We start from the raw sequence: 23,716 nt of genomic DNA, 5'->3' as shown, positions 1-23,716 counted from the left end.
TTCTTTAATCATCGGTTAGCTTTCTGGCACGCTGCATTCATCAAAACACTACACAAGAGAGCTGGGCGATGAATAAATGGGGCGTGGGGTTAACATTATTGCTGGCATCGACCAGCGTTCTGGCAAAGGACATTCAGTTACTGAACGTGTCGTACGATCCGACGCGTGAACTGTACGATCAGTACAACAAAGTTTTCGCGGCGCACTGGAAACAGGAAACCGGCGATAACGTGGTGGTTCGCCAGTCTCACGGCGGTTCCGGTAAGCAGGCGACATCGGTGATCAACGGTATTGAAGCCGACGTGGTGACCCTGGCGCTGGCTTATGACGTGGACGCGATCGCGGAGCGTGGCCGTATCGACAAAAACTGGATCAAGCGCCTGCCGGACAACTCTGCGCCATACACCTCGACCATTGTCTTCCTGGTGCGTAAAGGCAACCCGAAACAGATTAAGGACTGGAACGACCTGATTAAGCCGGGCGTGTCTGTCATCACCCCGAACCCAAAAAGCTCCGGCGGCGCACGCTGGAACTATCTGGCAGCCTGGGGCTACGCGCTGCACCACAACAACGGCGATCAGGCCAAAGCACAGGACTTCGTCAAAGCACTGTTTAAAAACGTCGAAGTGCTGGACTCCGGCGCGCGCGGTGCAACCAACACCTTCGTCGAACGCGGCATTGGCGACGTGCTGATCGCCTGGGAAAACGAAGCCCTGCTGGCGACCAACGAGCTGGGTAAAGACAAGTTCGAGATCGTCACCCCGAGCGAATCCATCCTCGCTGAGCCGACCGTCTCCGTCGTCGATAAGGTTGTTGATAAGAAGGGCACCAAAGCGGTGGCGGAAGCCTACCTGAAGTACCTCTACTCACCGGAAGGGCAGGAAATTGCGGCGAAAAACTTCTACCGCCCACGCGATGAGGCCGTCGCGAAGAAATACGAAAACGCCTTCCCGAAACTGAAGCTGTTCACTATTGATGATGTGTTTGGCGGCTGGACCAAAGCGCAGAAAGAGCACTTCTCTAACGGCGGCACCTTCGACCAGATCAGCAAGCGCTAAGCGTTTTACAAAGAACGACACGGTAACCCGGTGTGAGAAATCCGCCGGGTTTTTTATTTGGTCATCATTTTGCGTTACTCTTTTGCCTCTATTGAAAACAGGGAACGCGTTGTGAAAAAAATTATCTTACTGATTCTGATCGTTATCGCCCTTGCCGCAGGCGGCGTGTACTGGATGAAAGCGGGTAATCCGAATGCGTTGCGTCATATCGTTCTCGACCAGTGTGTGCCCAACCAGCTGCATAACCGTAACCCGGCACCGTGTGCGCAGGTGAAGCCAGATGCGGGCTACGTGGTGTTCAAGGACCGCAACGGGCCGCTGCAATACCTGCTGATGCCCACGTACCGTATCAACGGCACCGAAAGCCCGCTGCTGACTGAGCCGCAGACACCGAATTTCTTCTGGCTGGCATGGCAGTCTCGCCATTTTATGAGTATGAAACGGGGGGCCGACGTGCCTGACAGCGCCGTTTCGCTGACCATCAACTCCCCGACCGGGCGCACGCAAAACCATTTTCATATCCACATCTCCTGTCTGCGCCCGGACGTGCGCGAGAAGCTGAACGCGTCGCAGGGGCAAATCAGCACCCAGTGGTTACCGCTTCCGGGCGGGCTGGAAGGGCATGAATACCTTGCCCGTCGGGTGACGGAGAACGAACTGGTGCAGCGCAGCCCGTTTATGATGCTGGCGGAAGAGCTGCCGGAAGCCCGCGATCATATGGGACGCTTCGCGCTGGCGATGGCACAGCAGTCGGACGGCTCGTTTGTATTGCTGGCGACAGAGCGTAACCTGCTTACCTTTAACCGCGCGTCGGCTGAGGAATTGCAGGATCATCAATGCGATATCCTGAAGTGACCCCACCATAAATAGCGTTTACTCGCCCTGCCTGTCGCCGTAGACTTGCTGAAAAATTCTACAGGAGACAGGTATGTCGCTCTGGTTAACGCATCCTCTGCTGCTTCCCTCGCTGATCGTCGGCGTCACCATCGTGCTGTGGGCGACGTCGCTGTTGCCGGAATTTATCACCGCGCTGCTGTTTTTCACGGCGGCGATGACCGCCAGAATCGCCCCGCCGGAAGTGATCTTCGGCGGCTTCGCCTCGTCTGCCTTCTGGCTGGTGTTCAGCGGCTTTGTGCTGGGCGTGGCGATTCGGAAAACCGGCCTGGCGGACAGGGCTGCCCGGGCGCTGTCGGCAAAGCTTACCGACTCCTGGGCGCTGATGGTGGCGAGCGTTGTGCTGCTGAGCTATGCCCTGGCATTCGTGATGCCGTCGAACATGGGACGTATTGCGCTGCTGATGCCGATTGTCGCCGCGATGGCGAAGCGGGCCGGCATTCCTGATGGCTCGCGGGCCTGGTTTGGCCTGGCGCTGGCGGTCGGGTTTGGCACCTTCCAGCTCTCGGCCACTATTTTGCCCGCCAACGTGCCCAACCTGGTGATGAGCGGCGCGGCGGAAGGCTCATACGGTATCCACCTCAACTATGTCCCGTATCTGCTGCTGCACACCCCGGTGCTGGGTATTCTCAAAGGCCTGATTCTGATTGGCCTGATCTGCTGGCTGTTCCCCGGCAACCCGAAACCGGCGAAGGATCTCACGCCATCGGAACCGATGGGGCGTGACGAAAAACGACTCGCCTGGCTGCTGGCGGTGGTGTTGACGATGTGGGTGACGGAGAGCTGGCACGGCGTTGGGCCAGCGTGGACGGGGCTGGCGGCCTCGGTCATCGTTATGCTGCCGCGCATCGGTTTTATCACCGGGGAGGAGTTCTCGGCGGGGGTGAATATGCGCACCTGTATTTACGTCGCGGGTATACTCGGGCTGGCCATTACGGTGACGCAGACCGGTATCGGTGCGGCCGTAGGCGAGGCGTTGCTCCATATCATGCCGCTGGATGCAGACCGCCCGTTTACCAGCTTCCTGGCGCTGACGGGGATCACCACGGCGCTCAACTTCATTATGACCGCCAACGGCGTTCCTGCGCTGTACACCACGCTGGCGCAGAGCTTCTCGGACGCGACCGGCTTCCCGCTGCTGTCGGTGATCATGATTCAGGTGCTGGGGTATTCCACGCCGCTGCTGCCGTATCAGGCGTCGCCGATTGTAGTGGCGATGGGCTTAGGGAAAGTGCCTGCGAAGGCGGGGATGCTGCTTTGTCTGGCGCTGGCGATTGCGACGTATCTGGTGCTGCTGCCGCTGGATTATTTGTGGTTTAGCGTGTTAGGTCGTTTGTAGGGCGGGTTAGCGAAGCGCCACCCGCCACAAAGGCAATTACGCCTGCTTAGCCGCTTCTGCCGCTTTAACGATCACCGCGAAAGCGTCTGCTTTCAGGGATGCGCCGCCAACCAGTGCGCCATCGATGTCTGGCTGGGTGAACAGCTCAGCTGCGTTTGATGCGTTAACGGAACCGCCGTACTGGATGATGACCTGCTCAGCCACTTTTGCGTCTGCTTTTGCAATGTGGTCACGGATGAACTTGTGCACCGCCTGTGCCTGCGCTGGAGTTGCAGATTTGCCGGTACCGATCGCCCAGACTGGCTCGTAAGCGATAACCGCGCCTTCGAACGCTGCCGCGCCCTGGGTTTTCAGCACAGCGTCGATCTGACGTGCGCACACTTCTTCGGTTTTGCCTGCTTCGTTTTCTGCTTCGGTTTCACCGATGCACAGAACCGGGATCAGACCCTGCTCTTTCAGCACAGCGAATTTCTTCGCGATGAACTCATCGGATTCTTTGTGATAGGTGCGACGCTCGGAGTGGCCGATGATGATGTATTTCGCGCCGATATCTTTCAGCATTTCAGCGGAGGTTTCACCGGTGAACGCGCCAGACAGGTTAACGTCAACGTTCTGCGCGCCCAGAATGATGTGGCTGCCGTCAGCGGCACGTTTAGCCAGATCCAGGTACATATCCGGCGGAGCGATAGCAACCGCGCAGCCGGTCACGCCAGCCAGCTCTTTACGCAGGTTAGCAACCAGTTCGTTTACCATGTGGCGGCTGCCGTTCAGTTTCCAGTTACCCATCACTAAAGGATGTCGCATTTCAATTCTCCACGCTCAATAAGCGAATTAAGGAATATGGCCGCCCTGTCGGGCAGCATGGTCTGTGAATCAGTATAGAGATTTTCCCTCGAAAGGCTTTGCTTTTTGTCATTAATTCGCCCCCTCGAGTGCGTCTGATAGGGCCAGCTTAATCGGTTCAACCGCGAAGGTCAGCCCCTTTTCGCCGTTATCTGCGACGACATAGCGAACGGCACCTTCCGTATCGGCGTAATAGCGTTTGTTTTTCCCGGCGGTAAGCAGTTTTTGCAGCTTTTGCTGGCTTTGCGCTTTCGTGAAGGTGGGGGTAAAGGCGCGCAGAATAGCGCTCATGTACTCCAGCGCTTTCGCTTTCGCCGCTTTCTGCTCTGGCCCCTGAATCGGCAGCCAGGTGATCTGCATACTTTTGATTTTTAACGTTCCGCGCTCAAGGGCGGTAGAGGCATACAGATTCTCGTTAATTTTGCTGGCCGCGCGGGTCAGGGTCGGCGTATCGCGGGCGCTGTCAATCGCACGGAACTCTCCCAGCGGAAGTGAGGGGTTTTCTTTGTTGAAGGCTTCGCGGAACTGGCTGATAGATTGATCGAAAGAGGGGGCGCCCGCCAGAAGATAGGGGGCGGTGACCGGGGAAGCCGTTTCCGCGGCATACAGGGAAAAACTGGCGCTCAGCATCGCTAAACACAAATAAAGAGAGTGTGCCGAACTTTTCATCAACATTGCCCCTGGCCGTCATTGCCCATGATTAAAACGATATCTGGTCGGCTTGTCAAAAGGTCACAACTCCAGGGTAAAATGCGGGCTAAACAATAATAAGGAACCTTACATGACCATACAGCAGTGGCTGTTTTCATTCAAAGGGCGTATTGGACGCCGTGACTTCTGGATCTGGATTGCAACGTGGGTTGTCGCCATGCTGCTTCTGTTTTTTGTTGCCTACAACGCATGGCTGAGCACGCAAACGGCGGCATTTGCGCTGGTCTGTTTACTGTGGCCAACCGCCGCCGTAGTGGTGAAACGTCTGCACGATCGTGGCCGCTCCGGCGCATGGGCTTTCCTGATTATTCTGGCGTGGATGCTGGTGGCGGGGAACTGGTCAATGCTGCCCTCAATCCTCCCATGGGTGGTGGGCAGACTGCTGCCGACGGTTATCTTTGTAATGATGGTTGTCGAACTGGGCGCGTTTATCGGCACCCAGAGCGAGAACAAATATGGAAAAGATACCCTTGAGGTGAAGTACCGCTGATCACCAGTAGTGTTCGGCGGTCATGTGGCCCGGCCGGCGGCGAAGGTGCTTCGTCATCTGCCGGGTATCCTTCAGCAACTGCTGCGTATCGCGTACCATCTGCGGGTTACCGCACAGCATCACATGGCTGGTTTCGGTATTCATCGGTAAACCCACCGCTTCTTCCAGCGCGCCGCTTTCAATCAACGCCGGAACGCGACCGGTTAACGAGCCGGCTGCGGTTTCGCGGCTGACCACCGTCTGAATTTTTAACTTCCCGCCATATCGCTGTTCCAGCGCCTGCATCTGCGGCAAATAGCTCAGGTCTGCGGCGTAGCGCGCGGCGTGAACCAGCACGATATTTTTAAAGCGCTCCAGATCTTTGCCGTATTGCAGAATGGAAAGATACGGGCCAATGGCCGTGCCGGTCGCCAGCATCCAGAGCGTGTCACAGTCGGGGATTTCATCCAGCACGAAGAACCCCGCCGCGTCGGAGACAATCTGCACTTCATCGCCCGGCTTCAGCGCGGCGAGGCGTGGGCTGAGCTTACCGTCCGGGACGGTGACCAGATAGAACTCAAGGTCCGGGTTATCAGGCGCATTAACGTAAGAGTAGGCGCGCTGTACGCGTTCACCGTCGATATCCAACCCGAGCTTGGCAAACTGCCCGGCAGTAAACGGATGAACGGGAGCGTGCAGCGTGAGGCTAAATAGCGCATCGGTCCAGAACTGTACCTTTGTGACTTTACCTGTTACCCAGTCCGCCATGATCTTCTCCTGTGCTGTTTCTCTCTTCTATCTTCCGTACTTGCGGGAAACATTTCCAGCCCATTCGGGCCGGAAAGCTCTATCGATCAAACGGTTTTACAGAATGTGCGTCTGTACGTCCGGATCTTTACGATCGAGATAATGAATGGACTTAATGCGACGAATGGTGCGGGATTTACCACGGATCAGCAGGGTTTCAGTGGTGGCCATGTTGCCCTTGCGGGTGATGCCGTCCAGCAGATCGCCTTTGGTGATGCCGGTTGCGGAGAAGACCACGTTATCGCTGCGGGCCATCTCGTTCAGCGCGAGCACTTTATTGGCCTCGATGCCCATCGCCGCGCAGCGCGCCAGTTCGTCTGCACCAATGCGAAGGTTCTCGTCGCTGTCGCCTTTGACCTCATGGCGTGGCAGCAGACGCGCCTGCATATCGCCGTCCAGCGCGCGGATCACTGCCGCAGAGACCACACCCTCCGGCGCGCCGCCGATGCCGTAAAGCACGTCGACTTCGCTGTCCGGCATGCAGGTCAGAATAGAGGCGGCAACGTCGCCATCCGGAATAGCAAACACGCGTACGCCGAGCGCTTGCAGGTACGCGATGGTGGCGTCGTGGCGCGGTTTCGCCAGAATGGTCACGGTGAGTTCGCTGAGCGCTTTACCCAGCGCCGCGGCGATATTGCGCAGGTTGGCGTCCAGCGGCAGGCTAAGGTCGATAGCGCCTTTAGCGCCAGGACCGACGATCAGTTTTTCCATGTACATATCGGGCGCGTTGAGGAAGCAGCCCTTATCGCCCACCGCCAGTACCGCCAGCGCGTTGGCCTGGCCCATCGCCGTCATGCGCGTGCCTTCAATCGGGTCGACCGCGATATCCACCGCATCGCCTTTGCCCGTCCCGACTTTTTCACCTATATAGAGCATCGGCGCTTCGTCGATTTCGCCTTCGCCAATGACGATAGTGCCATCGATATTGACCTGATTAAGCACAATGCGCATGGCGTGGACGGCAGCGCCGTCTGCGGTATTTTTGTCGCCACGGCCCAGCCACTTGTAGCCTGCGAGGGCGGCAGCTTCGGTGACGCGGGAAAACTCGATAGCAAGTTCACGTTTCATGAGGTACTCGTACAATCAAAAGGAATTGCACGAAGTTTATCACAGAGTGGGGAGGGGCGAGGGGACCGGTGCGGTCGGAGCCCCTCACCCTAACCCTCTCCCAGGGGAGAGGGAATATAGGTTTACTCGTCGTGCTCTTCCCACGCCAGGGCACGTTTCACCGCTTTCTTCCAGCCGCTGTAGCGGTAGTTGCGCTCGGTGGTTTCGATGCCAGGACGGAATTCGCGTTCGATAACCGCTTTTTCCTGAAGCTCGTCGAGGTTTTGCCAGAAGCCAACCGCCAGACCTGCCAGATACGCCGCGCCCAGCGCCGTCACTTCTCGCACCTCAGGACGTTCAACGCGGGTGCCCAGAATGTCGGACTGGAACTGCATCAGGAAGTTGTTCGCGACCGCACCGCCGTCCACGCGCAGGGCGTGCAGACGAATGCCGGAGTCAGCCTGCATCGCTTCCAGCACGTCGCGCGTCTGGTAGGCGATGGATTCCAGCGTCGCGCGAATGATGTGGTTTGAGTTCACGCCGCGCGTCAGGCCGAAAATCGCGCCGCGGGCATACGGATCCCAGTACGGTGCGCCCAGACCGGTGAACGCTGGCACCACGTACACGCCGTTGGTGTCTTTCACTTTGGTCGCGAAGTATTCGGAGTCAAACGCGTCGCTGATCAGCTTCATCTCGTCGCGCAGCCACTGAATGGAGGCACCCGCCATGAATACCGCGCCTTCCAGGGCATAGTTCACTTCGCCGCGCGGGCCGCAGGCGATGGTGGTCAGCAGACCGTTTTCTGATTTCACCGCTTTCTCGCCGGTGTTCATCAGCATAAAACAACCGGTGCCGTAGGTGTTCTTCGCCATCCCTTCCTTGACGCACAGCTGGCCGAACAGGGCCGCCTGCTGGTCACCGGCGATACCGGCGATAGGAATACGGGTGCCACCTTTACCGCCAATGTTGGTCTGGCCATACACCTCTGAAGACTTACGGACTTCTGGCAGCATCGCGCGCGGAATGTCCAGCGCGTCCAGCATCTTGTCATCCCACTCCAGGGTGTTGATGTTGAACAGCATGGTGCGCGAGGCGTTGGTGTAGTCGGTAACGTGAACGCGTCCCTGAGTCATCTTCCAGATAAGCCAGGTATCGACGGTGCCGAACAGTAGCTCGCCACGTCGTGCGCGCTCGCGTGAACCTTCCACGTGGTCGAGGATCCACTTCACTTTGGTGCCGGAGAAATAGGGGTCAACCACCAGGCCGGTGGCGCTGCGCACGTACTCTTCCATTCCTTCGCGCTTCAGCTGTTCGCAGATCTCTGACGTACGACGGCACTGCCAGACAATGGCGTTGTAGATGGGCTTACCGGTTTCGCGCTCCCAGACCACAGTCGTTTCACGCTGGTTGGTGATACCGATAGCGGCAATCTGGTCAGAACTGATGTCGGCTTTAGCCAGCACTTCCACCAGCGTGGAGCTTTGCGACGCCCAGATCTCCATCGGGTCGTGTTCTACCCAGCCTGGACGCGGATAAATTTGCTCAAATTCGCGTTGAGACACGCTGACAATGTTCGCGTCATGATCCATTACGACAGCGCGGGAGCTGGTGGTGCCCTGGTCGAGCGCAACGATATATTTTTTTTCGGTCATGGTATGTGTCCCGTAGTCAGATTACAGCGAAGCTTTTTGTTGTGTGGTGGAAGCCGTCTCTTTCTCCTCTTCCACACAGGTGTCGCACGGTAAGTGGCGACCAATTAATTTGCGATAGCCGAATGCGCCCAGCGCCGCCCCTACGATTGGCCCGAACAGCGGAACCAGGAAGTAAGGAATGTCTTTGCCGCCCGTGAAGGCGACATCGCCCCATCCCGCAAAGAAGGCGAAGGTTTTTGGACCCAGGTCACGCGCCGGATTCATCGCAAAGCCGGTCAGCGGACCCATGGATGCGCCAATTACCGCAATCAGAAGGCCAATCAAAAGTGGCGCCAGCGGGCCGCGCGGAATGCCGTTTCCATCGTCGCCCAGCGCCATGATGACGCCCATCAGAATAGCGGTAATCACCATCTCAACCGCGAACGCCTGCACAAAATTGATATGCGGATTCGGATACGTTGAGAAAATGCCTGCCAGATCCAGACTTTCGACACTGCCACGCACCATATGATGCGTCTGTTCGAAGTCGATGAAAAGATTGTAATAAAGCCCGTAAACTAACGCCGCTGCGCAAAAGGCGCCGGCAAATTGCGAAATGATAAAAGGAACAACTTTGCGTCCGTCAAAACACGCGAATAGCCACAACGCGATGGTCACCGCCGGGTTAAGATGTGCACCGGAAACCCCTGCGGTCAGGTAGATGGCCATCGCCACGCCCAGACCCCAGATAATACTGATTTCCCACTGACCAAAACTGGCACCCGCCACTTTCAGTGCTGCGACACAGCCTACTCCGAAGAATATCAACAACCCGGTACCCAGGAACTCGGCAATACACTGGCCTTTTAAGGTTGATGTCTGACTCATAATCGGAATCCTGCAAAAGAGTAATGTTTATTGTTTGCGTGACCGCCCGTGACAGTCACGATGCCCTGTAGACATAGTGTTAATTTATCGTTAACGAGCACAAACGAGAAATATCGAAATCTAAATGTGTGGTCTGCGTCAATAAAATGAGCGTTTTCGCGCCATAAAGCGCGTTTTTGCATCAGATAATGATTATGGGCTGAATCATTTCTTTAACTTATGGGTTAACAACTTAGGGGTATATGCGGCGAACGCACCAGGACGAGGCCGAAAAGTGTTGCAAACCGCGATCTGCGTGGCATGCCGCTGGACAGGGGCGACGGCGCTCCATACAATCGGAACATATGTTGTGCGCGTTTACGTTAAAGCGTCGCCTTGCAATTCAGGAGAGGTAGGATCATGTCTTTAGAAGTGTTTGAGAAACTGGAATCGAAAGTACAGCAGGCGATTGACACCATCACGCTGCTGCAAATGGAAATTGAAGAGCTGAAAGAAAAGAACAACTCCCTGTCACAGGAAGTTCAGAATGCTCAGCACAGCCGTGAAGAACTGGAGCGCGAAAACAACCAGCTGCGCGAACAGCAGAACGGCTGGCAGGAACGCTTGCAGGCGCTGCTGGGACGTATGGAAGAAGTTTGATTTCCTTAGGGAATGCATTGAACAGGCCGGGTAAGGCGAAGCCGCCACCCGGCTTTTTTATGGTTTCCCTAACCGATATCAAACCATAAAAAAGGCCGCCCTGGGCGGCCTTAACGCTACTTGTCCTGCGCTGTCGTAGCAAAAGCAACAAACCCAACAGGTTCATCGCTCTTTACAACGAGTACGCTGGCGACAATGAACGCGATACATAAATAGCGTTTCATTATGCGGTCCCTGCTGCTTACCGCTCCACCGTTCACCACCGGTGATAAGTCGGTGGACACAAGCCCGGTTAAAGGTTGCTTTACGGTTGTGAATACACCTTTCCCTGGACCGATGCCCATTTGCGAGATGGCGGAAAGGGACACAGCATCATAATGAGCAACAGCTGCGGAGTTAAGGTTTCCACACATAATTAGGAATTTATAAAGGGTCGACAGGGGTTACCTGAGGAATGAACCAGGGTAAGATAAAAATCCTGGTTAAAGGTTGCAATATCACCCAACGGACCGCGAATCCCGAGGGACAAAAAAAACCGCCACATTGCTGTTGGCGGTTTTTTTATGCATCTCGCTTACCGATTAACTACTCAATATCCAGCGCATCCTCAGAAAGGATAATGCCGGTATTGTCAGCATAAAGGTGGTCGCCCGAGAAGAAGGTCACGCCGCCGAAGTTAACGCGCACGTCGCTTTCGCCGATGCCGTCGCCCGCTGCGCCTACCGGTATGGCCGCGATGGCCTGAATCCCGATATCCAGGTCTTCGAGATCGTCCACCTGACGCACGGAACCGTACACCACAATGCCTTCCCACTCGTTCTGGACGGCAATTCCCGCCAGTTCAGCATCAATCAATGCACGGCGCACGGAACCGCCACCATCCACCAGCAGGACGCGACCACGACCGTTCTCTTCGAGCAGATCGTACAGCAACCCGTTGTCCTCGAAACATTTCACCGTGATGATTTGTCCGCCAAACGACGACCGTCCACCAAAGTTGGAGAACAGGGGTTCAACGACGTTGACATCTTCCTGGTAGATGTCACAAAGCTCGGAGGTATCGTATTTCATAGGTTTAACGCTCTGTTGCTGCGAATGTGTTCAGTATATCGTGCGAAATGCGTTGTTGGCAAAATCATCAATTGTTAATTGATATTTGTCAGCTAACTCAGCGTCTGGCTTAAGACAATCCCGATGACGAACAGCAGGTTAGTCAACAGCGCGCCTTTTACCGTACGTTCCAGCATCGGTGGCATGGCGGCCGGGCTGAGTTCACGCATAACGTAGCGGGCCTGCTTAACCAGCAGCGGTGCGGCGAGCACAAACAGCCAGCCCCAGAGGCTGTGCAGCGAAATCAGATTGAACAGCGCCAGGCAGACCAGCGCGCCGATGAGCAGGCAGGCGTGATAGCGGCGTGCATTCACCGGACCCAGACGCACGGCCAGCGTGTTTTTACCGTTCTCGCGGTCGCTGTCGATGTCGCGCAGATTATTGATATTCAGCACCGCCGTCGCCAGCAGACCACAGGCGGTCGCCGGCAGGAACAGGGCAGGGATCACCGTGTGCGCCTGTAAGTACCAGCTTCCCATCACGCTCAGCCAGCCGAAGAACACCAGCACGGAGATGTCGCCCAGACCAATATACCCGTAAGGACGCGTCCCGACGGTATAGGTAATGGCTGCAATAATGGCGAGCAAGCCCAGCACCAGGAAGCCAATGAAATCACTGGTGGTTTTCGAGGCGACCGTCACCAGCGCCAGCCCGGACAGGCAAATCAACACCACGGTGATAATCAGCGCCCGCTTCATCTGTGCCTGGGTAATCACCCCTTTTTGCATCCCGCGCAGCGGCCCGATGCGGTCAGGCTTGTCGCTGCCTTTTACCGCATCGCCGTAATCATTGGCGAGATTAGAGAGGATTTGCAGCAGCCCGGCGGTGACAAGCGCCAGACCTGCTACCAGCGGATCGAAATGACCCTGCCACCAGGCAAGCGTGGTACCGACGATAATGGCGGCAAAAGCCAGAGGAAGCGTTTTAGGGCGCAGACTTTCGAGCCACGCCTGTGTACGGCTGATATCAGTCATAGTTATTTAGCCAATAAAAATGGGGGCCATAGCCCCCATCAACAGTGATGAAAATGCATTGAACGCGATTATAGAATAAAACGGCTCAGATCTTCATCTGCCACTAACGCATCCAGGTGTTTGCCCACATAGTCTGCGTCAATGGTAATGCTTTGACCGTTAAGGTCGCTCGCATCATAAGAGATGTCTTCCATCAGGCGTTCCAGCACGGTGTGCAGACGACGCGCACCGATGTTTTCGGTGGTTTCGTTGACCTGCCACGCGGCCTGGGCGATGCGCTTGATACCGTCATCGGTAAATTCAATGTTCACGCCTTCGGTCGCCATCAGCGCTTTGTACTGTACGGTCACAGAAGCGTTTGGCTCAGTCAGGATACGTTCGAAATCTTCGGTGGTCAGCGCCTGCAACTCGACGCGGATTGGCAGACGTCCCTGAAGTTCCGGGATCAGGTCAGACGGGCTGGCAATCTGGAACGCACCGGAGGCGATAAACAGAATGTGGTCAGTTTTAACCATGCCGTGCTTGGTGGAGACGGTGCAACCTTCCACCAGCGGCAGCAGGTCGCGCTGAACGCCTTCGCGTGAGACATCCGGGCCGGACGCGTTGCCGCGCTTACAGATCTTGTCGATTTCGTCGATAAACACGATACCGTGCTGCTCAACCGCGTCGATAGCATCCTGTTTCAGCTCTTCCGGGTTAACCAGCTTCGCGGCTTCTTCTTCAATCAGCAGCTTCATCGCGTCTTTGATTTTCAGCTTACGCGCTTTCTGCTTCTGTCCGCCCAGGTTCTGGAACATGGACTGCAACTGGCTGGTCATCTCTTCCATGCCCGGAGGCGCCATAATTTCCACGCCCATTGGCGCGGCAGCGAGATCGATCTCAACCTCTTTGTCGTCCAGCTCGCCTTCGCGCAGTTTTTTGCGGAATGCCTGACGCGCAGCAGAAGGTTCAGGCTGCTGTTCAGCCTGTCCCCAGTTGTTTTTTGCCGGTGGGATCAGCACGTCGAGAATACGCTCTTCGGCCATCTCTTCGGCGCGATAGCGGTTTTTCTCAATTGCCTGGACACGCACCATCTTAATCGCCGAGTCGGTCAGGTCACGGATGATGGAGTCCACTTCTTTACCCACATAGCCCACTTCGGTGAACTTGGTGGCTTCAACTTTGATGAACGGCGCGTTAGCCAGTTTGGCCAGACGACGGGCGATTTCGGTTTTACCCACACCGGTCGGGCCGATCATCAGAATATTTTTGGGTGTCACTTCGTGGCGAAGCTCTTCGTCGAGCTGCATGCGACGCCAGCGGTTACGCAGTGCGATAGCCACGGAGCGCTTGGCGTCGTCCTGGCCGATAATGTGCTTGTTCAGTTCGCTGACAATTTCGCGTGGGGTCATTTCAGACATGGGCGATCCTTACGCTTTAGACGGTAATTCTTCGATGGTGTGATTGTGGTTGGTATAGATGCAGATATCACCTGCAATATCCAACGCTTTCACCGCGATATCGCGCGCGTTCATGTCGGTATTTTCCAACAGCGCACGGGCTGCGGCCTGGGCGTACGGGCCGCCAGAGCCGATGGCAATCAGGTCGTTTTCAGGCTGAACCACGTCGCCGTTACCGGTGATGATCAGCGAGGCGTTTTCGTCAGCCACGGCCAGCAGCGCTTCGAGCTTGCGCAGCATGCGGTCGGTACGCCAGTCTTTTGCCAGCTCAACGGCGGCTTTCACCAGATGACCCTGATGCATTTCCAGTTTGCGTTCAAACAGTTCAAACAGCGTGAAGGCATCAGCCGTGCCGCCTGCGAAACCGGCGATCACTTTGTCGTTATAAAGACGACGTACTTTCTTCACGTTGCCTTTCATGACGGTATTACCCAGCGTGGCCTGGCCATCACCGGCAATTACCACCTGGCCGTTACGGCGTACACTTACTATTGTTGTCACGAGCAGACCCCCTGGTTACAGATTCGGGAAACAGAAGCCCTGAGCCTGTGCTCAGGGCTGAATTAAATGATAGATGGGGGGGATTTTGGGGGTTTCAACCCCCGGAGGCGAGTCGAATGCAGTTTGTGTGGCCAGCCACTTTCAAACGGGAAATGGTGCCGTCTGCGTTTTCTTTGCCTTTGACCGGTCCAATCACTACGCGATTCCAGCCGTTGTTGGTGGTAATGCGAGAGTCAAATCCTTCAAATGCCAGCTGAGCACGCACCGTTTCTGCCTGTTCGGCGCCTTTAAACGAACCGCACTGAACCATCCAGCGGCGTTCATCTTTTTTCTCAGCCGTCTGCTTCGGTGCCTCGGTCTCTTTGGTGACCGGCGCAGCCTGCTGCGTTTTTGGCTGTTGCGCAGTGGTATGCGCAGGCGTCTGCAACAGATCCTGATACGGCTGTGCCGTTTGCTTCTGCGGCTGCGCCTTCGGTTGCTGCTGGACAGGCTGAGTTTGTACGGTACGCGTCTGCTGCTGCGGTTGTGTACGCGGCTGCTGTACCGGCTGCGTCTGCGTCCACTGCTGCTGTTGCGTTTGCTGCTGAGCCTGACGCTGGCGCTGCAACGTTTGCTGACGCTGCGCCGGGGTTTGTTCGTTCCACGGTACTTCGTTCAGCTGCGTAGGCTGCTGGCGCATGTCCGCCTGCATCTGAGCGAGCAATTGACGCTGTTCGTCCGTCAGCTGATCGGCATTCTTTACTTCACCCCCGGCAGAAGGCTCGGTAGGCGCACGTACGCCAGGCTGGCGGCTTTCCAGCTCTTTAATGTAGCGCCAGCGCTCTTGAGGCTTCGGCGGCAGGCCGTTGCCAACGACCTTGTTACCCTGAAGGGCTTCAGACTCTTCTTTTTTATGATGCGTAATGAAGTAGAGGCCGCCAATAAAGGCCACCAGCACAGCCGCAGCAATGGCGACCATAGCTGGGGAGACAGCAGACAGGCTGCGTTGCTTGCTTTTTGAACTACTCTTTTTGCGTCGCGAAGGTGCCGGCTGGCCGCGACGTACATAATCTCGTTGTGCCACTATCGTTTCGCTGTATTTATTCGTTCGTCAGCCCGCCATGTTACTTAAGCGACGGGGCTTTGACCAGATAAGGGTGTCGAAAGGTATTTACTTTAAGTTAATGCCTGGGTAGAGCCGCGCACAATCAGCTCACAATCCAGTAGTCGTGACCCACTGCTAACTGATTGACCGTGCAGCTGATCCAGCAAAAGCAGCATCGCTTCACGGCCGATGTCATACCGCGGCTGTGCAACGGTCGAAAGCGGCGGATCGCAAAACTCCGAAAGTGAAATATTATCAAAACCGATTATCGACAGGTCCTGCGGCACGCGCAGGCCGTGACGTTTGGCGTAGGATAACGCCCCCAGCGCCATCACGTCGCTGTGGCAGAAGACCGCGGTGGGCGGTTCTGGCAAGGACAGCAATTTTTCCAGCGCCTGCCCGCCCGCTTCAAAGGTGAAATCACCGCGCGCAATGTAGTGCGGATCGACGATAGCCCCGGTACGGCGCAGCGCCTGAACGTAGCCCTGCAAGCGGTAATGACACAGCGGCATCTCTTCTGGTCCGGCGATACAGCCGATACGCTTATGCCCCAGTTCCTGAAGATAGTTCACGGCGTTGAATGCGGCGGTGAGGTTATCGATATGAACGGTTGGCAGCTCCAGCTCCGGCGCGAATTCGTTCGCCATGACCATCGGCGGTAAATTGCGCTGTTCTTCAATGCTGGCATCAAACGGCAGGCGTGAGCCAAGCAGCAGCATGCCATCAATCTGCTTGGTGATGATCAGGTCGATGAACGTTTTTTCCTGCTGGTTCTGGTGAGCACAATCGCCAATCAGCACCAGATAGCCTTGGGCGGCGGCCGTGACCTCAATGCCGCGGATGATTTCGCTGAAGAAGGGATCGCAGATATCCGGCACGATCACCAGGATGGTGCGGGATTCGTTGCGTTTAACGTTGCGCCCCATGGCTTGCGGGAAATAACCGACCTCAAGCGCCGCCTTTTCAACCCGGTTTCGGGTCGCCTGGGAGACTTTGTCAGGGTTCATCAATGCGCGGGACACGGTTGCTGTTGAGACTTGTGCTTTCTCGGCAACGTCTTTCATGGTCGCCGAGGCAACCTCTTTCCTGGACTTCAACGTCTTCTCCTCGCCTGAACACCGAACTGCGGACAGCACCATTTTTACAGATAGTTAATGGAATCGGTTACAGAATTTTCATAAAAAGTGTGAGGCGCATTAAATTTTTCGATCCGTCTTCAGCCTTCAATCGGATCGACGTCAAGAACCCACTTCACTTTTCGCGCTTCCGGTAGGGTATTGATCAGCGCCAGCGTGCCGCTGACGATCTGCTGTAAACGGATACGCGAGGGGTGCTGAAGTAACAGTTGCCAGCGGAAACGGCCGCCGCGTTTCGGGGCGAGCGCGGATACCGGGCCTAAAATCCACAGCTGATTATCCACCAGCGGGCTGGCTTGCAGGAGGTTTCTCAGCTGTTGCAGGAACAGCGGCGCCTGCTGGTTATTATGATCTTCCGCACGGATGATAACGTGGCTGGTCCATGGGGGAAGCTGCATCGTCTGACGTTCGGCCAGCGCCTGGTCCGCGAAGGCGTCATAGCCTTTGTGCAGCAGAGTTTGCAGCAGCGGATGTTCAGGGTGGTGCGTTTGCAGCACCACCTCGCCCTGCTTACCCGCTCGACCAGCGCGACCGGCAACCTGGGTATAAAGCTGGGCGAAACGCTCGGCGGAGCGAAAATCCGCGGAGAACAGCGCGCCGTCGACGTCCAGCAGGGCGACCAGCGTCACGTCCGGGAAGTGGTGCCCTTTCGCCAGCATCTGAGTACCAATCAGGATGCGCGCGCCGCCGCGATGCACTTCCGCCAGTTGCTGCTCCAGCGCCCCTTTACGGCTGGTGGTATCCCTGTCGATACGGGAGATGGGTACGTCCGGGAAGAAGGGCGCGAGCGCCTGTTCAAGCTGTTCCGTTCCCAGACCGACCGGCACGATGTGCGTTGAGCCGCAGGACGGGCATTGACGGGGGACCGGACGCTGGCTGTCGCAGTGGTGGCAGCGTAAATGGCGCTGAGCCTGGTGGAAGGTGTAGTAGTGATCGCAGCGCGGGCACTCCGCGATCCAGCCGCAGTCGTGGCACAGCAGCGCAGGCGCGAAGCCGCGGCGGTTCAGGAACAGGATCACCTGGTTGCCCGCCTGCAAATGCTGGCGCATGCGGCTAATCAGCGCAGGCGCTAACCCGGCCTGCACCTGCTGGCCTTTCAAATCCAGCACATGCTGAATGGCCGGGCGGGCATTCCCCGCACGGCGCGTCAGGCGCAGCATGTGGTATTTACGCTGGCGAACGTTGTGCAGCGTTTCAAGCGCGGGGGTGGCGGACCCGAGAATAATGGGGATTTGCTCGCTGTGGGCGCGGTACACGGCTAAGTCGCGGGCGTGATAGCGCCAGCCTTCCTGCTGTTTATAGGAGCTGTCATGCTCTTCATCGATTACGATAACGCCGAGATTTTTAAAGGGCGTAAACAGCGATGAACGGGTGCCGATCACAATTGCTGCTTCGCCGTTTTTCGCTTTCAGCCAGGCGCTGAGGCGCTCGCTGTCGTTCAGGCCGGAGTGCAGAACCTCAACGGGCGCATTAAAGCGTTCACGGAAACGCGCGATGGTTTGCGGCGTCAGGCCGATTTCCGGCACCATCACCAGCGCCTGTTTGCCCTGCGCGAGCACGTTTTCCAGCACGCTCAGATATACTTCGGTTTTACCGGAGCCGGTGACGCCCGCCAGCAGCCAGGCGGAAAAACGATCGGCGGCGCTGTGAATCGCGCCCACGGCGGTGGCCTGCTCGGTATTCAGACGCAGGCCACCGCCCGAGACGGAAAAGCCGTCGCGCCAGTCGTGAAGGGCAGGTGCTTCACTGGCCAGTTCGCTCAGCCCTTTCTTCCTTAATGCCTGCAACGCGGTTTCGCTTACCTCAAGCTCGTCGACCTGATGGCGCCAGATTTTTCCCTGGCGCAGCGCGGCCAGCGCCTGTTGCTGTTTCTGCGAGCGCTTCAGGCTGTTAATGTCCACCGCCTGGCCCTGCTCGGTGGCAAACCAGTACCACATTGGCGCGTGGCTGGCGCTCTTGCCCTGGCGCAGCATAATGGGCAGGGCATGGAACAGCACGTCGCCAATCGGATGATGATAATAATCTGCCGCCCACAGCAGCAGTCGCCAGGTGCTGGTGGAGAAAACCGGCTCGCTGTCCAGCACCTCAACAACCGATTTCAGCTCGTTAAGCGGCAGTTCGCTGTGTTCGCTGACGGACACCACGATCCCCACGCGCTGCTGTTTGCCAAACGGCACGGTCACGCGACAGCCCGCTTTGGCGCTCATGCTGTCGGGTAGCAGGTAGTCAAAGGTGCGGGGAAGCGGAACGGGCAGGGCAACGTGAGCGACGGGCATCGAATCTTCCTGACTTAAAAAGTGGCGCGTTAGTATACACATTAGTGAAAGCGGCGTGCGGATCAGTTTGCATACGTTGGTCAAATTCTGTATGATTCGCCGCCTTTGGTGTATTTTACGCCAAAGAACTTACATTCAACATCGCGTGGTGTCTGGCGTTAGGGCTGGAAGAGCGACGCGGCCTTAACTGAGGTTCTCCCATGAAAAAAGATATTCACCCGAAATACGAAATGATTACTGCAAACTGCTCTTGCGGTAACTCTATCCAGATCCGCTCTACCGTGGGTCACGATCTGAACCTGGACGTGTGCGGCAAATGCCACCCGTTCTACACTGGTAAGCAGCGTGATGTTGCAACCGGTGGCCGTGTTGACCGCTTCAACAAGCGTTTCAGCATCCCGGGCGCTAAATAAGTTTCCCGAAAAAAAGGCACCGCAAGGTGCCTTTTTTGTATCCGCTTATCAGTATTCCCACGTATCCGGGTCGATACCCAGTTCACGCATGATCACCTTCGCCTCTTCTGGAATTTCGTCACTGCGCTCTTTGCGCAGATCGTCATCGTTCGGCAACGGTTGGCCGGTAAACGCATGCAGGAACGCTTCGCACAGCAGTTCGCTGTTGGTGGCGTGACGCAGGTTGTTCACCTGACGACGCGTACGTTCATCGGTGAGGATCTTCAACACCTTCAGAGGAATGGACACCGTGATTTTCTTGACTTGCTCACTCTTCTTACCGTGCTCAGCGTATGGGCTGATATATTCGCCGCTCCATTCAGCCATGAGATACCTTTAATCCTCTCAGTCATTAATCTAAAGGTGCAAAACCGGTAACCATCAGTTTTGAACCGTAATCTTGCGTAGTTTACCGTAGAGACGATACCGAGGCACGGATATTGCCGCTGTAGCGTGTCCTAAAGCATATAATTTTAACGGCTATTTGCACATTGCTCAATCTATACGCAAAGAAGTTTAGATGTCCAGATGTATTGACGTCCATACTTTCAATGTTTACTCTGGTGCCTGACTTTTCACCTCATTCGCCAGGAAGCCTCACCATGACGCGTAAACAGGCCACCATCGCAGTGCGTAGCGGATTGAATGATGACGAGCAGTACGGCTGCGTTGTCCCGCCAATTCATCTCTCCAGCACCTATAATTTCACCGGATTTAATGAACCCCGCGCGCATGACTACTCGCGTCGCGGCAATCCTACGCGTGACGTCACGCAGCGCGCGCTGGCGGAACTGGAAGGCGGCGCGGGTGCGGTATTAACCAATACCGGCATGTCTGCCATTCACCTGGTGACTACGGTGTTCCTGAAACCTGGCGATCTGCTGGTGGCGCCGCACGACTGTTATGGCGGCAGCTATCGTCTGTTTGATAGCCTGGCGAAACGTGGCTGCTACCGTGTGCTGTTTGTCGATCAAAACGACGAACAGGCGCTGAAACAGGCGCTTGCCGAGCAGCCGAAGCTGGTGCTGGTGGAAAGTCCAAGCAATCCATTGTTGCGCGTAGTCGATATTGCGAAAATTTGTCAGCTCGCAAGGGATGCGGGAGCGATAAGTGTAGTGGATAATACGTTCCTCAGTCCGGCCCTTCAGAACCCACTGGCACTGGGTGCCGATCTGGTGTTGCATTCATGCACTAAATATCTGAACGGCCATTCTGACGTAGTAGCAGGTGTGGTGATTGCCAAAGATCCTGAGGTAGTCACCGAACTGGCATGGTGGGCCAATAACATTGGCGTCACCGCGGGCGCGTTCGACAGCTATTTGCTGTTGCGCGGCATCCGTACGCTGTCGCCGCGTATGGACGTGGCGCAGCGTAATGCCCAGGCGATCGTGGATTTCCTGAAAACCCAGCCGCTGGTGAAGAAGCTTTATCACCCGTCGCTGCCGGAAAATCAGGGGCACGAGATTGCCGCGCGCCAACAGAAAGGATTTGGCGCGATGTTAAGTTTTGAACTGGACGGTGACGAGCAAACGCTGCGTCGCTTCCTGAGCGGGTTGTCATTGTTTACGCTGGCGGAATCCTTAGGGGGAGTAGAAAGCTTGATCTCCCACGCCGCAACCATGACGCACGCAGGTATGGCACCCGAAGCACGTGCCGCCGCCGGGATTTCCGAGACGCTGCTGCGTATCTCGACCGGTATTGAAGATTCTGAAGATTTAATTGCCGATCTGGAAAATGGCTTCCGGGTCGCAGCCAAGGGGTAATCATGAGTGTGATAGCGCAGGCAGGGACGAAGGGTCGTCAGCTGCACAAGTTTGGTGGTAGTAGTCTTGCTGATGTGAAATGTTACCTGCGTGTCGCAGGGATCATGACCGAGTATTCACAGCCGGGGGACATGATGGTTGTCTCTGCGGCGGGCAGCACCACCAACCAGTTGATTAGCTGGCTGAAACTGAGCCAGACCGATCGCCTCTCTGCGCATCAGGTGCAACAGTCCTTACGTCGTTACCAGAGTGAACTGATTGCCGGTTTGCTGCCTGCGGACGTGGCGGACGGGCTGATTAGCGCTTTTACGCACGACCTTGAGCGTCTGGCCGCTCTGCTGGACAGCGGCATTACCGATGCAGTGTATGCGGAAGTGGTTGGCCACGGTGAAGTGTGGTCTGCGCGCCTGATGGCCGCCGTGCTGCAACATCTTGGTGTGGAAGCCGCCTGGCTCGACGCGCGTGATTTCCTGCGTGCCGAACGTGCCGCACAGCCGCAGGTGGACGAAGGGTTGTCTTACCCGCTGCTGCAACAGCTGCTGGTGCAACATCCTGGTAAACGTATTGTCGTCACCGGTTTTATCAGCCGCAGCAATGCTGGCGAAACCGTTCTGCTGGGCCGCAACGGCTCTGACTACTCGGCAACGCAGATTGGCGCCCTGGCGGGCGTGTCCCGCGTCACCATCTGGAGCGACGTGGCCGGTGTCTACAGCGCGGACCCGCGCAAAGTAAAAGATGCCTGCCTGCTGCCGCTGCTGCGTCTCGACGAAGCGAGCGAACTGGCGCGTCTGGCGGCCCCGGTGCTGCACGCGCGCACGCTACAGCCGGTTTCCGGCAGCGACATCGACCTGCAACTACGCTGTAGCTACACGCCGGATCAGGGTTCCACCCGCATTGAACGCGTGCTGGCATCCGGTACGGGCGCGCGCATTGTCACCAGCCATGATGACATCTGCCTGATTGAGTTCCAGGTGCCTGCGGGCCAGGATTTCAAACTGGCACACAAAGATATCGACACCATCCTGAAACGTGCCCAGGTGCGTCCGCTGGCCGTTGGCGTACATAACGATCGTCAGCTGTTGCAGTTCTGCTATACCGCTGAAGTGGTGGACAGCGCCCTGAAAATTCTGGATGAAGCGGGCCTGCCGGGCGAGCTTCGCCTGCGTCAGGGGCTGGCGCTAGTGGCGATGGTGGGCGCGGGCGTCACCCGTAACCCGCTCCACTGCCACCGCTTCTGGCAGCAACTGAAAGGTCAGCCGGTGGAGTTCACCTGGCAGTCGGAAGAGGGCATCAGTCTGGTTGCCGTGCTGCGTAAAGGGCCAACCGAAAGCCTGATTCAGGGTCTGCACACCTCCCTGTTCCGCGCGGAAAAACGCATCGGCCTGGTACTGTTCGGGAAAGGGAACATCGGTTCCCGCTGGCTGGAGCTGTTCGCCCGCGAGCAGGTAACGCTTTCGGCGCGTACCGGGTTTGAATTTATTCTGGCAGGGGTGGTGGACAGCCGCCGCAGCCTGCTGAACTACGAAGGGCTGGACGCCAGCCGGGCGCTGGCCTTCTTTAACGATGAAGCGGTTGAGCAGGATGAAGAGTCGCTGTTCCTGTGGATGCGCGCGCACCCGTACGACGATCTGGTGGTGCTGGACGTGACCGCCAGCGAGCAGCTGGCCGATCAGTATCTGGATTTCGCCAGCCACGGTTTCCACGTCATCAGCGCCAACAAGCTGGCGGGCGCGAGCAGCACTGATAAATACCGTCAGATCCATGACGCATTCGAAAAAACGGGCCGTCACTGGCTGTATAACGCCACCGTTGGCGCGGGCCTGCCAGTGAACCATACCGTGCGCGACCTGATTGAAAGCGGCGACAGCATTCTGGCGCTGAGCGGGATCTTCTCCGGCACGCTCTCCTGGCTGTTTTTGCAGTTTGACGGCACCGTTCCGTTCACCGACCTGGTGGATCAGGCGTGGCAGCAGGGCTTAACCGAGCCGGATCCGCGCGTTGACCTTGCCGGTAAAGATGTGATGCGTAAGCTGGTGATCCTGGCGCGTGAAGCCGGCTACGACATTGAGCCGGGTCAGGTACGCGTTGAGTCTCTGGTGCCTGCGGGCTGCGAGGAAGGGTCCGTCGATCACTTCTTCGAGAACGGTGACGAGCTGAACGAGCAGATGGTGCAACGTCTGGAAGCGGCTAACGAGATGGGCCTGGTGCTGCGTTATGTGGCGCGTTTCGAGGCGAACGGTAAAGCGCGCGTGGGCGTGGAGGCGGTGCGTCCTGAACATCCGCTGGCGGCGCTCCTGCCGTGCGACAACGTCTTCGCCATCGAAAGCCGCTGGTATCGCGATAACCCGCTGGTGATCCGTGGCCCGGGCGCGGGACGCGATGTCACCGCCGGAGCCATTCAGTCTGATATTAATCGTCTGGCTAAGCTGCTGTAATTTCGCTTGTTCCCTCTCCCCGTGGGAGAGGGTTAGGGTGAGGGCAGCAGACCGCACTCACCCCCATCATGAACGCCCTTCATCTTTCCTGAACAAACCTCACCGTTAATGTTGATTATTTCTGTTGACGTCATCCCGCTTTTCCGTCATTTTTACATCTGGACGTCTAAACGTATAGAAGTTCACAACATAACAAACAACGACACGCGAAAGATAGAGG

The 23,716-nt window shown here is 56.8% G+C and carries 22 protein-coding genes; 8 read left to right on the top strand and 14 right to left on the bottom strand.

Annotated elements, in window-relative coordinates; translation table 11 throughout:
• The first annotated feature begins 68 nt into the window (after nt 1–68).
• The 3 genes from SK62_RS19325 to SK62_RS19315 all read left to right on the top strand — a co-directional run bounded on the left by SK62_RS19325 (nt 69) and on the right by SK62_RS19315 (nt 3,291).
• On the top strand, nt 69–1,058 hold the full coding sequence (locus SK62_RS19325) for a sulfate ABC transporter substrate-binding protein (RefSeq protein ID WP_047718184.1): 990 nt from the start codon (nt 69–71) through the stop codon (nt 1,056–1,058).
• 111 nt (nt 1,059–1,169) lie between these two features.
• The gene (locus tag SK62_RS19320) at nt 1,170–1,913 is read left to right on the top strand and encodes a CDP-diacylglycerol diphosphatase (RefSeq protein ID WP_003862014.1); all 744 of its coding nucleotides are present in this window, start codon (nt 1,170–1,172) and stop codon (nt 1,911–1,913) included.
• A 73-nt stretch (nt 1,914–1,986) separates the two neighbouring features.
• Nucleotides 1,987–3,291 (top strand): SLC13 family permease, encoded by a 1,305-nt coding sequence (locus SK62_RS19315; protein ID WP_023295624.1) that lies wholly within the window; start codon nt 1,987–1,989, stop codon nt 3,289–3,291.
• Between the two features lie 36 nt (nt 3,292–3,327).
• Here the strand turns inward: SK62_RS19315 and tpiA are convergent, their stop codons facing one another.
• Entirely contained in the window at nt 3,328–4,095 is a 768-nt protein-coding gene (gene tpiA / locus SK62_RS19310) for a triose-phosphate isomerase (RefSeq protein ID WP_003862019.1), read from the bottom strand.
• A gap of 111 nt (nt 4,096–4,206) precedes the next feature.
• Entirely contained in the window at nt 4,207–4,803 is a 597-nt protein-coding gene (locus SK62_RS19305) for a DUF1454 family protein (RefSeq protein WP_017383094.1), read from the bottom strand.
• 112 nt (nt 4,804–4,915) lie between these two features.
• On the opposite strand from SK62_RS19305, the gene SK62_RS19300 reads away from it, so the two are divergent.
• Nucleotides 4,916–5,335 (top strand): DUF805 domain-containing protein, encoded by a 420-nt coding sequence (locus SK62_RS19300; RefSeq protein ID WP_006808672.1) that lies wholly within the window; start codon nt 4,916–4,918, stop codon nt 5,333–5,335.
• On the opposite strand, the gene fpr is transcribed toward SK62_RS19300, so the two are convergent.
• From fpr to SK62_RS19280, 4 genes are all read right to left on the bottom strand, one after another.
• Nucleotides 5,336–6,082 carry a ferredoxin--NADP(+) reductase gene (gene fpr / locus SK62_RS19295; protein WP_003862024.1) on the bottom strand — a complete coding sequence of 249 codons (747 nt, stop codon included), beginning with the start codon at nt 6,080–6,082 and terminating at the stop codon, nt 5,336–5,338.
• Between the two features lie 96 nt (nt 6,083–6,178).
• Nucleotides 6,179–7,189 carry a class II fructose-bisphosphatase gene (glpX, locus tag SK62_RS19290; protein ID WP_015569942.1) on the bottom strand — a complete coding sequence of 337 codons (1,011 nt, stop codon included), beginning with the start codon at nt 7,187–7,189 and terminating at the stop codon, nt 6,179–6,181.
• A gap of 122 nt (nt 7,190–7,311) precedes the next feature.
• Nucleotides 7,312–8,820, bottom strand: a complete 1,509-nt coding sequence (glpK, locus tag SK62_RS19285) for a glycerol kinase GlpK (protein WP_006808669.1) — start codon at nt 8,818–8,820, stop codon at nt 7,312–7,314.
• Nucleotides 8,821–8,841: 21 nt separating this feature from the next.
• Complete coding sequence (locus SK62_RS19280) at nt 8,842–9,687, bottom strand: MIP/aquaporin family protein (protein WP_015569943.1); 846 nt, start codon at nt 9,685–9,687, stop codon at nt 8,842–8,844.
• 399 nt (nt 9,688–10,086) lie between these two features.
• Here SK62_RS19280 and zapB point away from each other — a divergent pair, with 399 nt between their 5' ends.
• Nucleotides 10,087–10,326 carry a septal ring assembly protein ZapB gene (gene zapB, locus SK62_RS19275; protein WP_003862031.1) on the top strand — a complete coding sequence of 80 codons (240 nt, stop codon included), beginning with the start codon at nt 10,087–10,089 and terminating at the stop codon, nt 10,324–10,326.
• A gap of 585 nt (nt 10,327–10,911) precedes the next feature.
• Here zapB and rraA read toward each other — a convergent pair.
• From rraA to priA, 7 genes are all read right to left on the bottom strand, one after another.
• Entirely contained in the window at nt 10,912–11,397 is a 486-nt protein-coding gene (gene rraA, locus SK62_RS19265; protein ID WP_033487969.1) for a ribonuclease E activity regulator RraA, read from the bottom strand.
• Between the two features lie 92 nt (nt 11,398–11,489).
• Nucleotides 11,490–12,416: a 1,4-dihydroxy-2-naphthoate polyprenyltransferase gene (gene menA, locus SK62_RS19260; RefSeq protein ID WP_094089599.1), complete on the bottom strand. Its 927-nt coding sequence runs from the start codon at nt 12,414–12,416 to the stop codon at nt 11,490–11,492.
• A 62-nt stretch (nt 12,417–12,478) separates the two neighbouring features.
• The gene (hslU, locus tag SK62_RS19255; protein WP_047718186.1) at nt 12,479–13,810 is read right to left on the bottom strand and encodes an HslU--HslV peptidase ATPase subunit; all 1,332 of its coding nucleotides are present in this window, start codon (nt 13,808–13,810) and stop codon (nt 12,479–12,481) included.
• Between the two features lie 9 nt (nt 13,811–13,819).
• Nucleotides 13,820–14,350, bottom strand: coding sequence for an ATP-dependent protease subunit HslV (gene hslV, locus SK62_RS19250; RefSeq protein ID WP_003862036.1), 531 nt, complete (start codon nt 14,348–14,350; stop codon nt 13,820–13,822).
• Nucleotides 14,351–14,444: 94 nt separating this feature from the next.
• Nucleotides 14,445–15,413 carry a cell division protein FtsN gene (gene ftsN / locus SK62_RS19245; protein WP_047718187.1) on the bottom strand — a complete coding sequence of 323 codons (969 nt, stop codon included), beginning with the start codon at nt 15,411–15,413 and terminating at the stop codon, nt 14,445–14,447.
• 92 nt (nt 15,414–15,505) lie between these two features.
• Nucleotides 15,506–16,531: a DNA-binding transcriptional regulator CytR gene (gene cytR / locus SK62_RS19240; protein ID WP_032651968.1), complete on the bottom strand. Its 1,026-nt coding sequence runs from the start codon at nt 16,529–16,531 to the stop codon at nt 15,506–15,508.
• A gap of 119 nt (nt 16,532–16,650) precedes the next feature.
• On the bottom strand, nt 16,651–18,846 hold the full coding sequence (priA, locus tag SK62_RS19235; protein ID WP_047718189.1) for a primosomal protein N': 2,196 nt from the start codon (nt 18,844–18,846) through the stop codon (nt 16,651–16,653).
• A 200-nt stretch (nt 18,847–19,046) separates the two neighbouring features.
• Here priA and rpmE point away from each other — a divergent pair, with 200 nt between their 5' ends.
• Nucleotides 19,047–19,259, top strand: coding sequence for a 50S ribosomal protein L31 (gene rpmE, locus SK62_RS19230; protein ID WP_003862040.1), 213 nt, complete (start codon nt 19,047–19,049; stop codon nt 19,257–19,259).
• A 48-nt stretch (nt 19,260–19,307) separates the two neighbouring features.
• Here the strand turns inward: rpmE and metJ are convergent, their stop codons facing one another.
• Nucleotides 19,308–19,625, bottom strand: coding sequence for a met regulon transcriptional regulator MetJ (gene metJ / locus SK62_RS19225; RefSeq protein WP_006179183.1), 318 nt, complete (start codon nt 19,623–19,625; stop codon nt 19,308–19,310).
• A gap of 275 nt (nt 19,626–19,900) precedes the next feature.
• Here metJ and metB point away from each other — a divergent pair, with 275 nt between their 5' ends.
• Both metB and SK62_RS19215 read left to right on the top strand, forming a co-directional pair.
• Complete coding sequence (metB, locus tag SK62_RS19220; RefSeq protein ID WP_015569951.1) at nt 19,901–21,061, top strand: cystathionine gamma-synthase; 1,161 nt, start codon at nt 19,901–19,903, stop codon at nt 21,059–21,061.
• Between the two features lie 2 nt (nt 21,062–21,063).
• Nucleotides 21,064–23,496 (top strand): bifunctional aspartate kinase/homoserine dehydrogenase II, encoded by a 2,433-nt coding sequence (locus SK62_RS19215; protein WP_017383103.1) that lies wholly within the window; start codon nt 21,064–21,066, stop codon nt 23,494–23,496.
• The last annotated feature ends 220 nt before the right edge of the window (nt 23,497–23,716 follow it).

Source organism: Enterobacter sp. BIDMC109, from assembly GCF_001037885.1.
Classification (GTDB): Bacteria; Pseudomonadota; Gammaproteobacteria; order Enterobacterales; family Enterobacteriaceae; genus Enterobacter; species Enterobacter hormaechei_C.
This window is presented reverse-complemented; position numbering and strand designations above follow the sequence as displayed.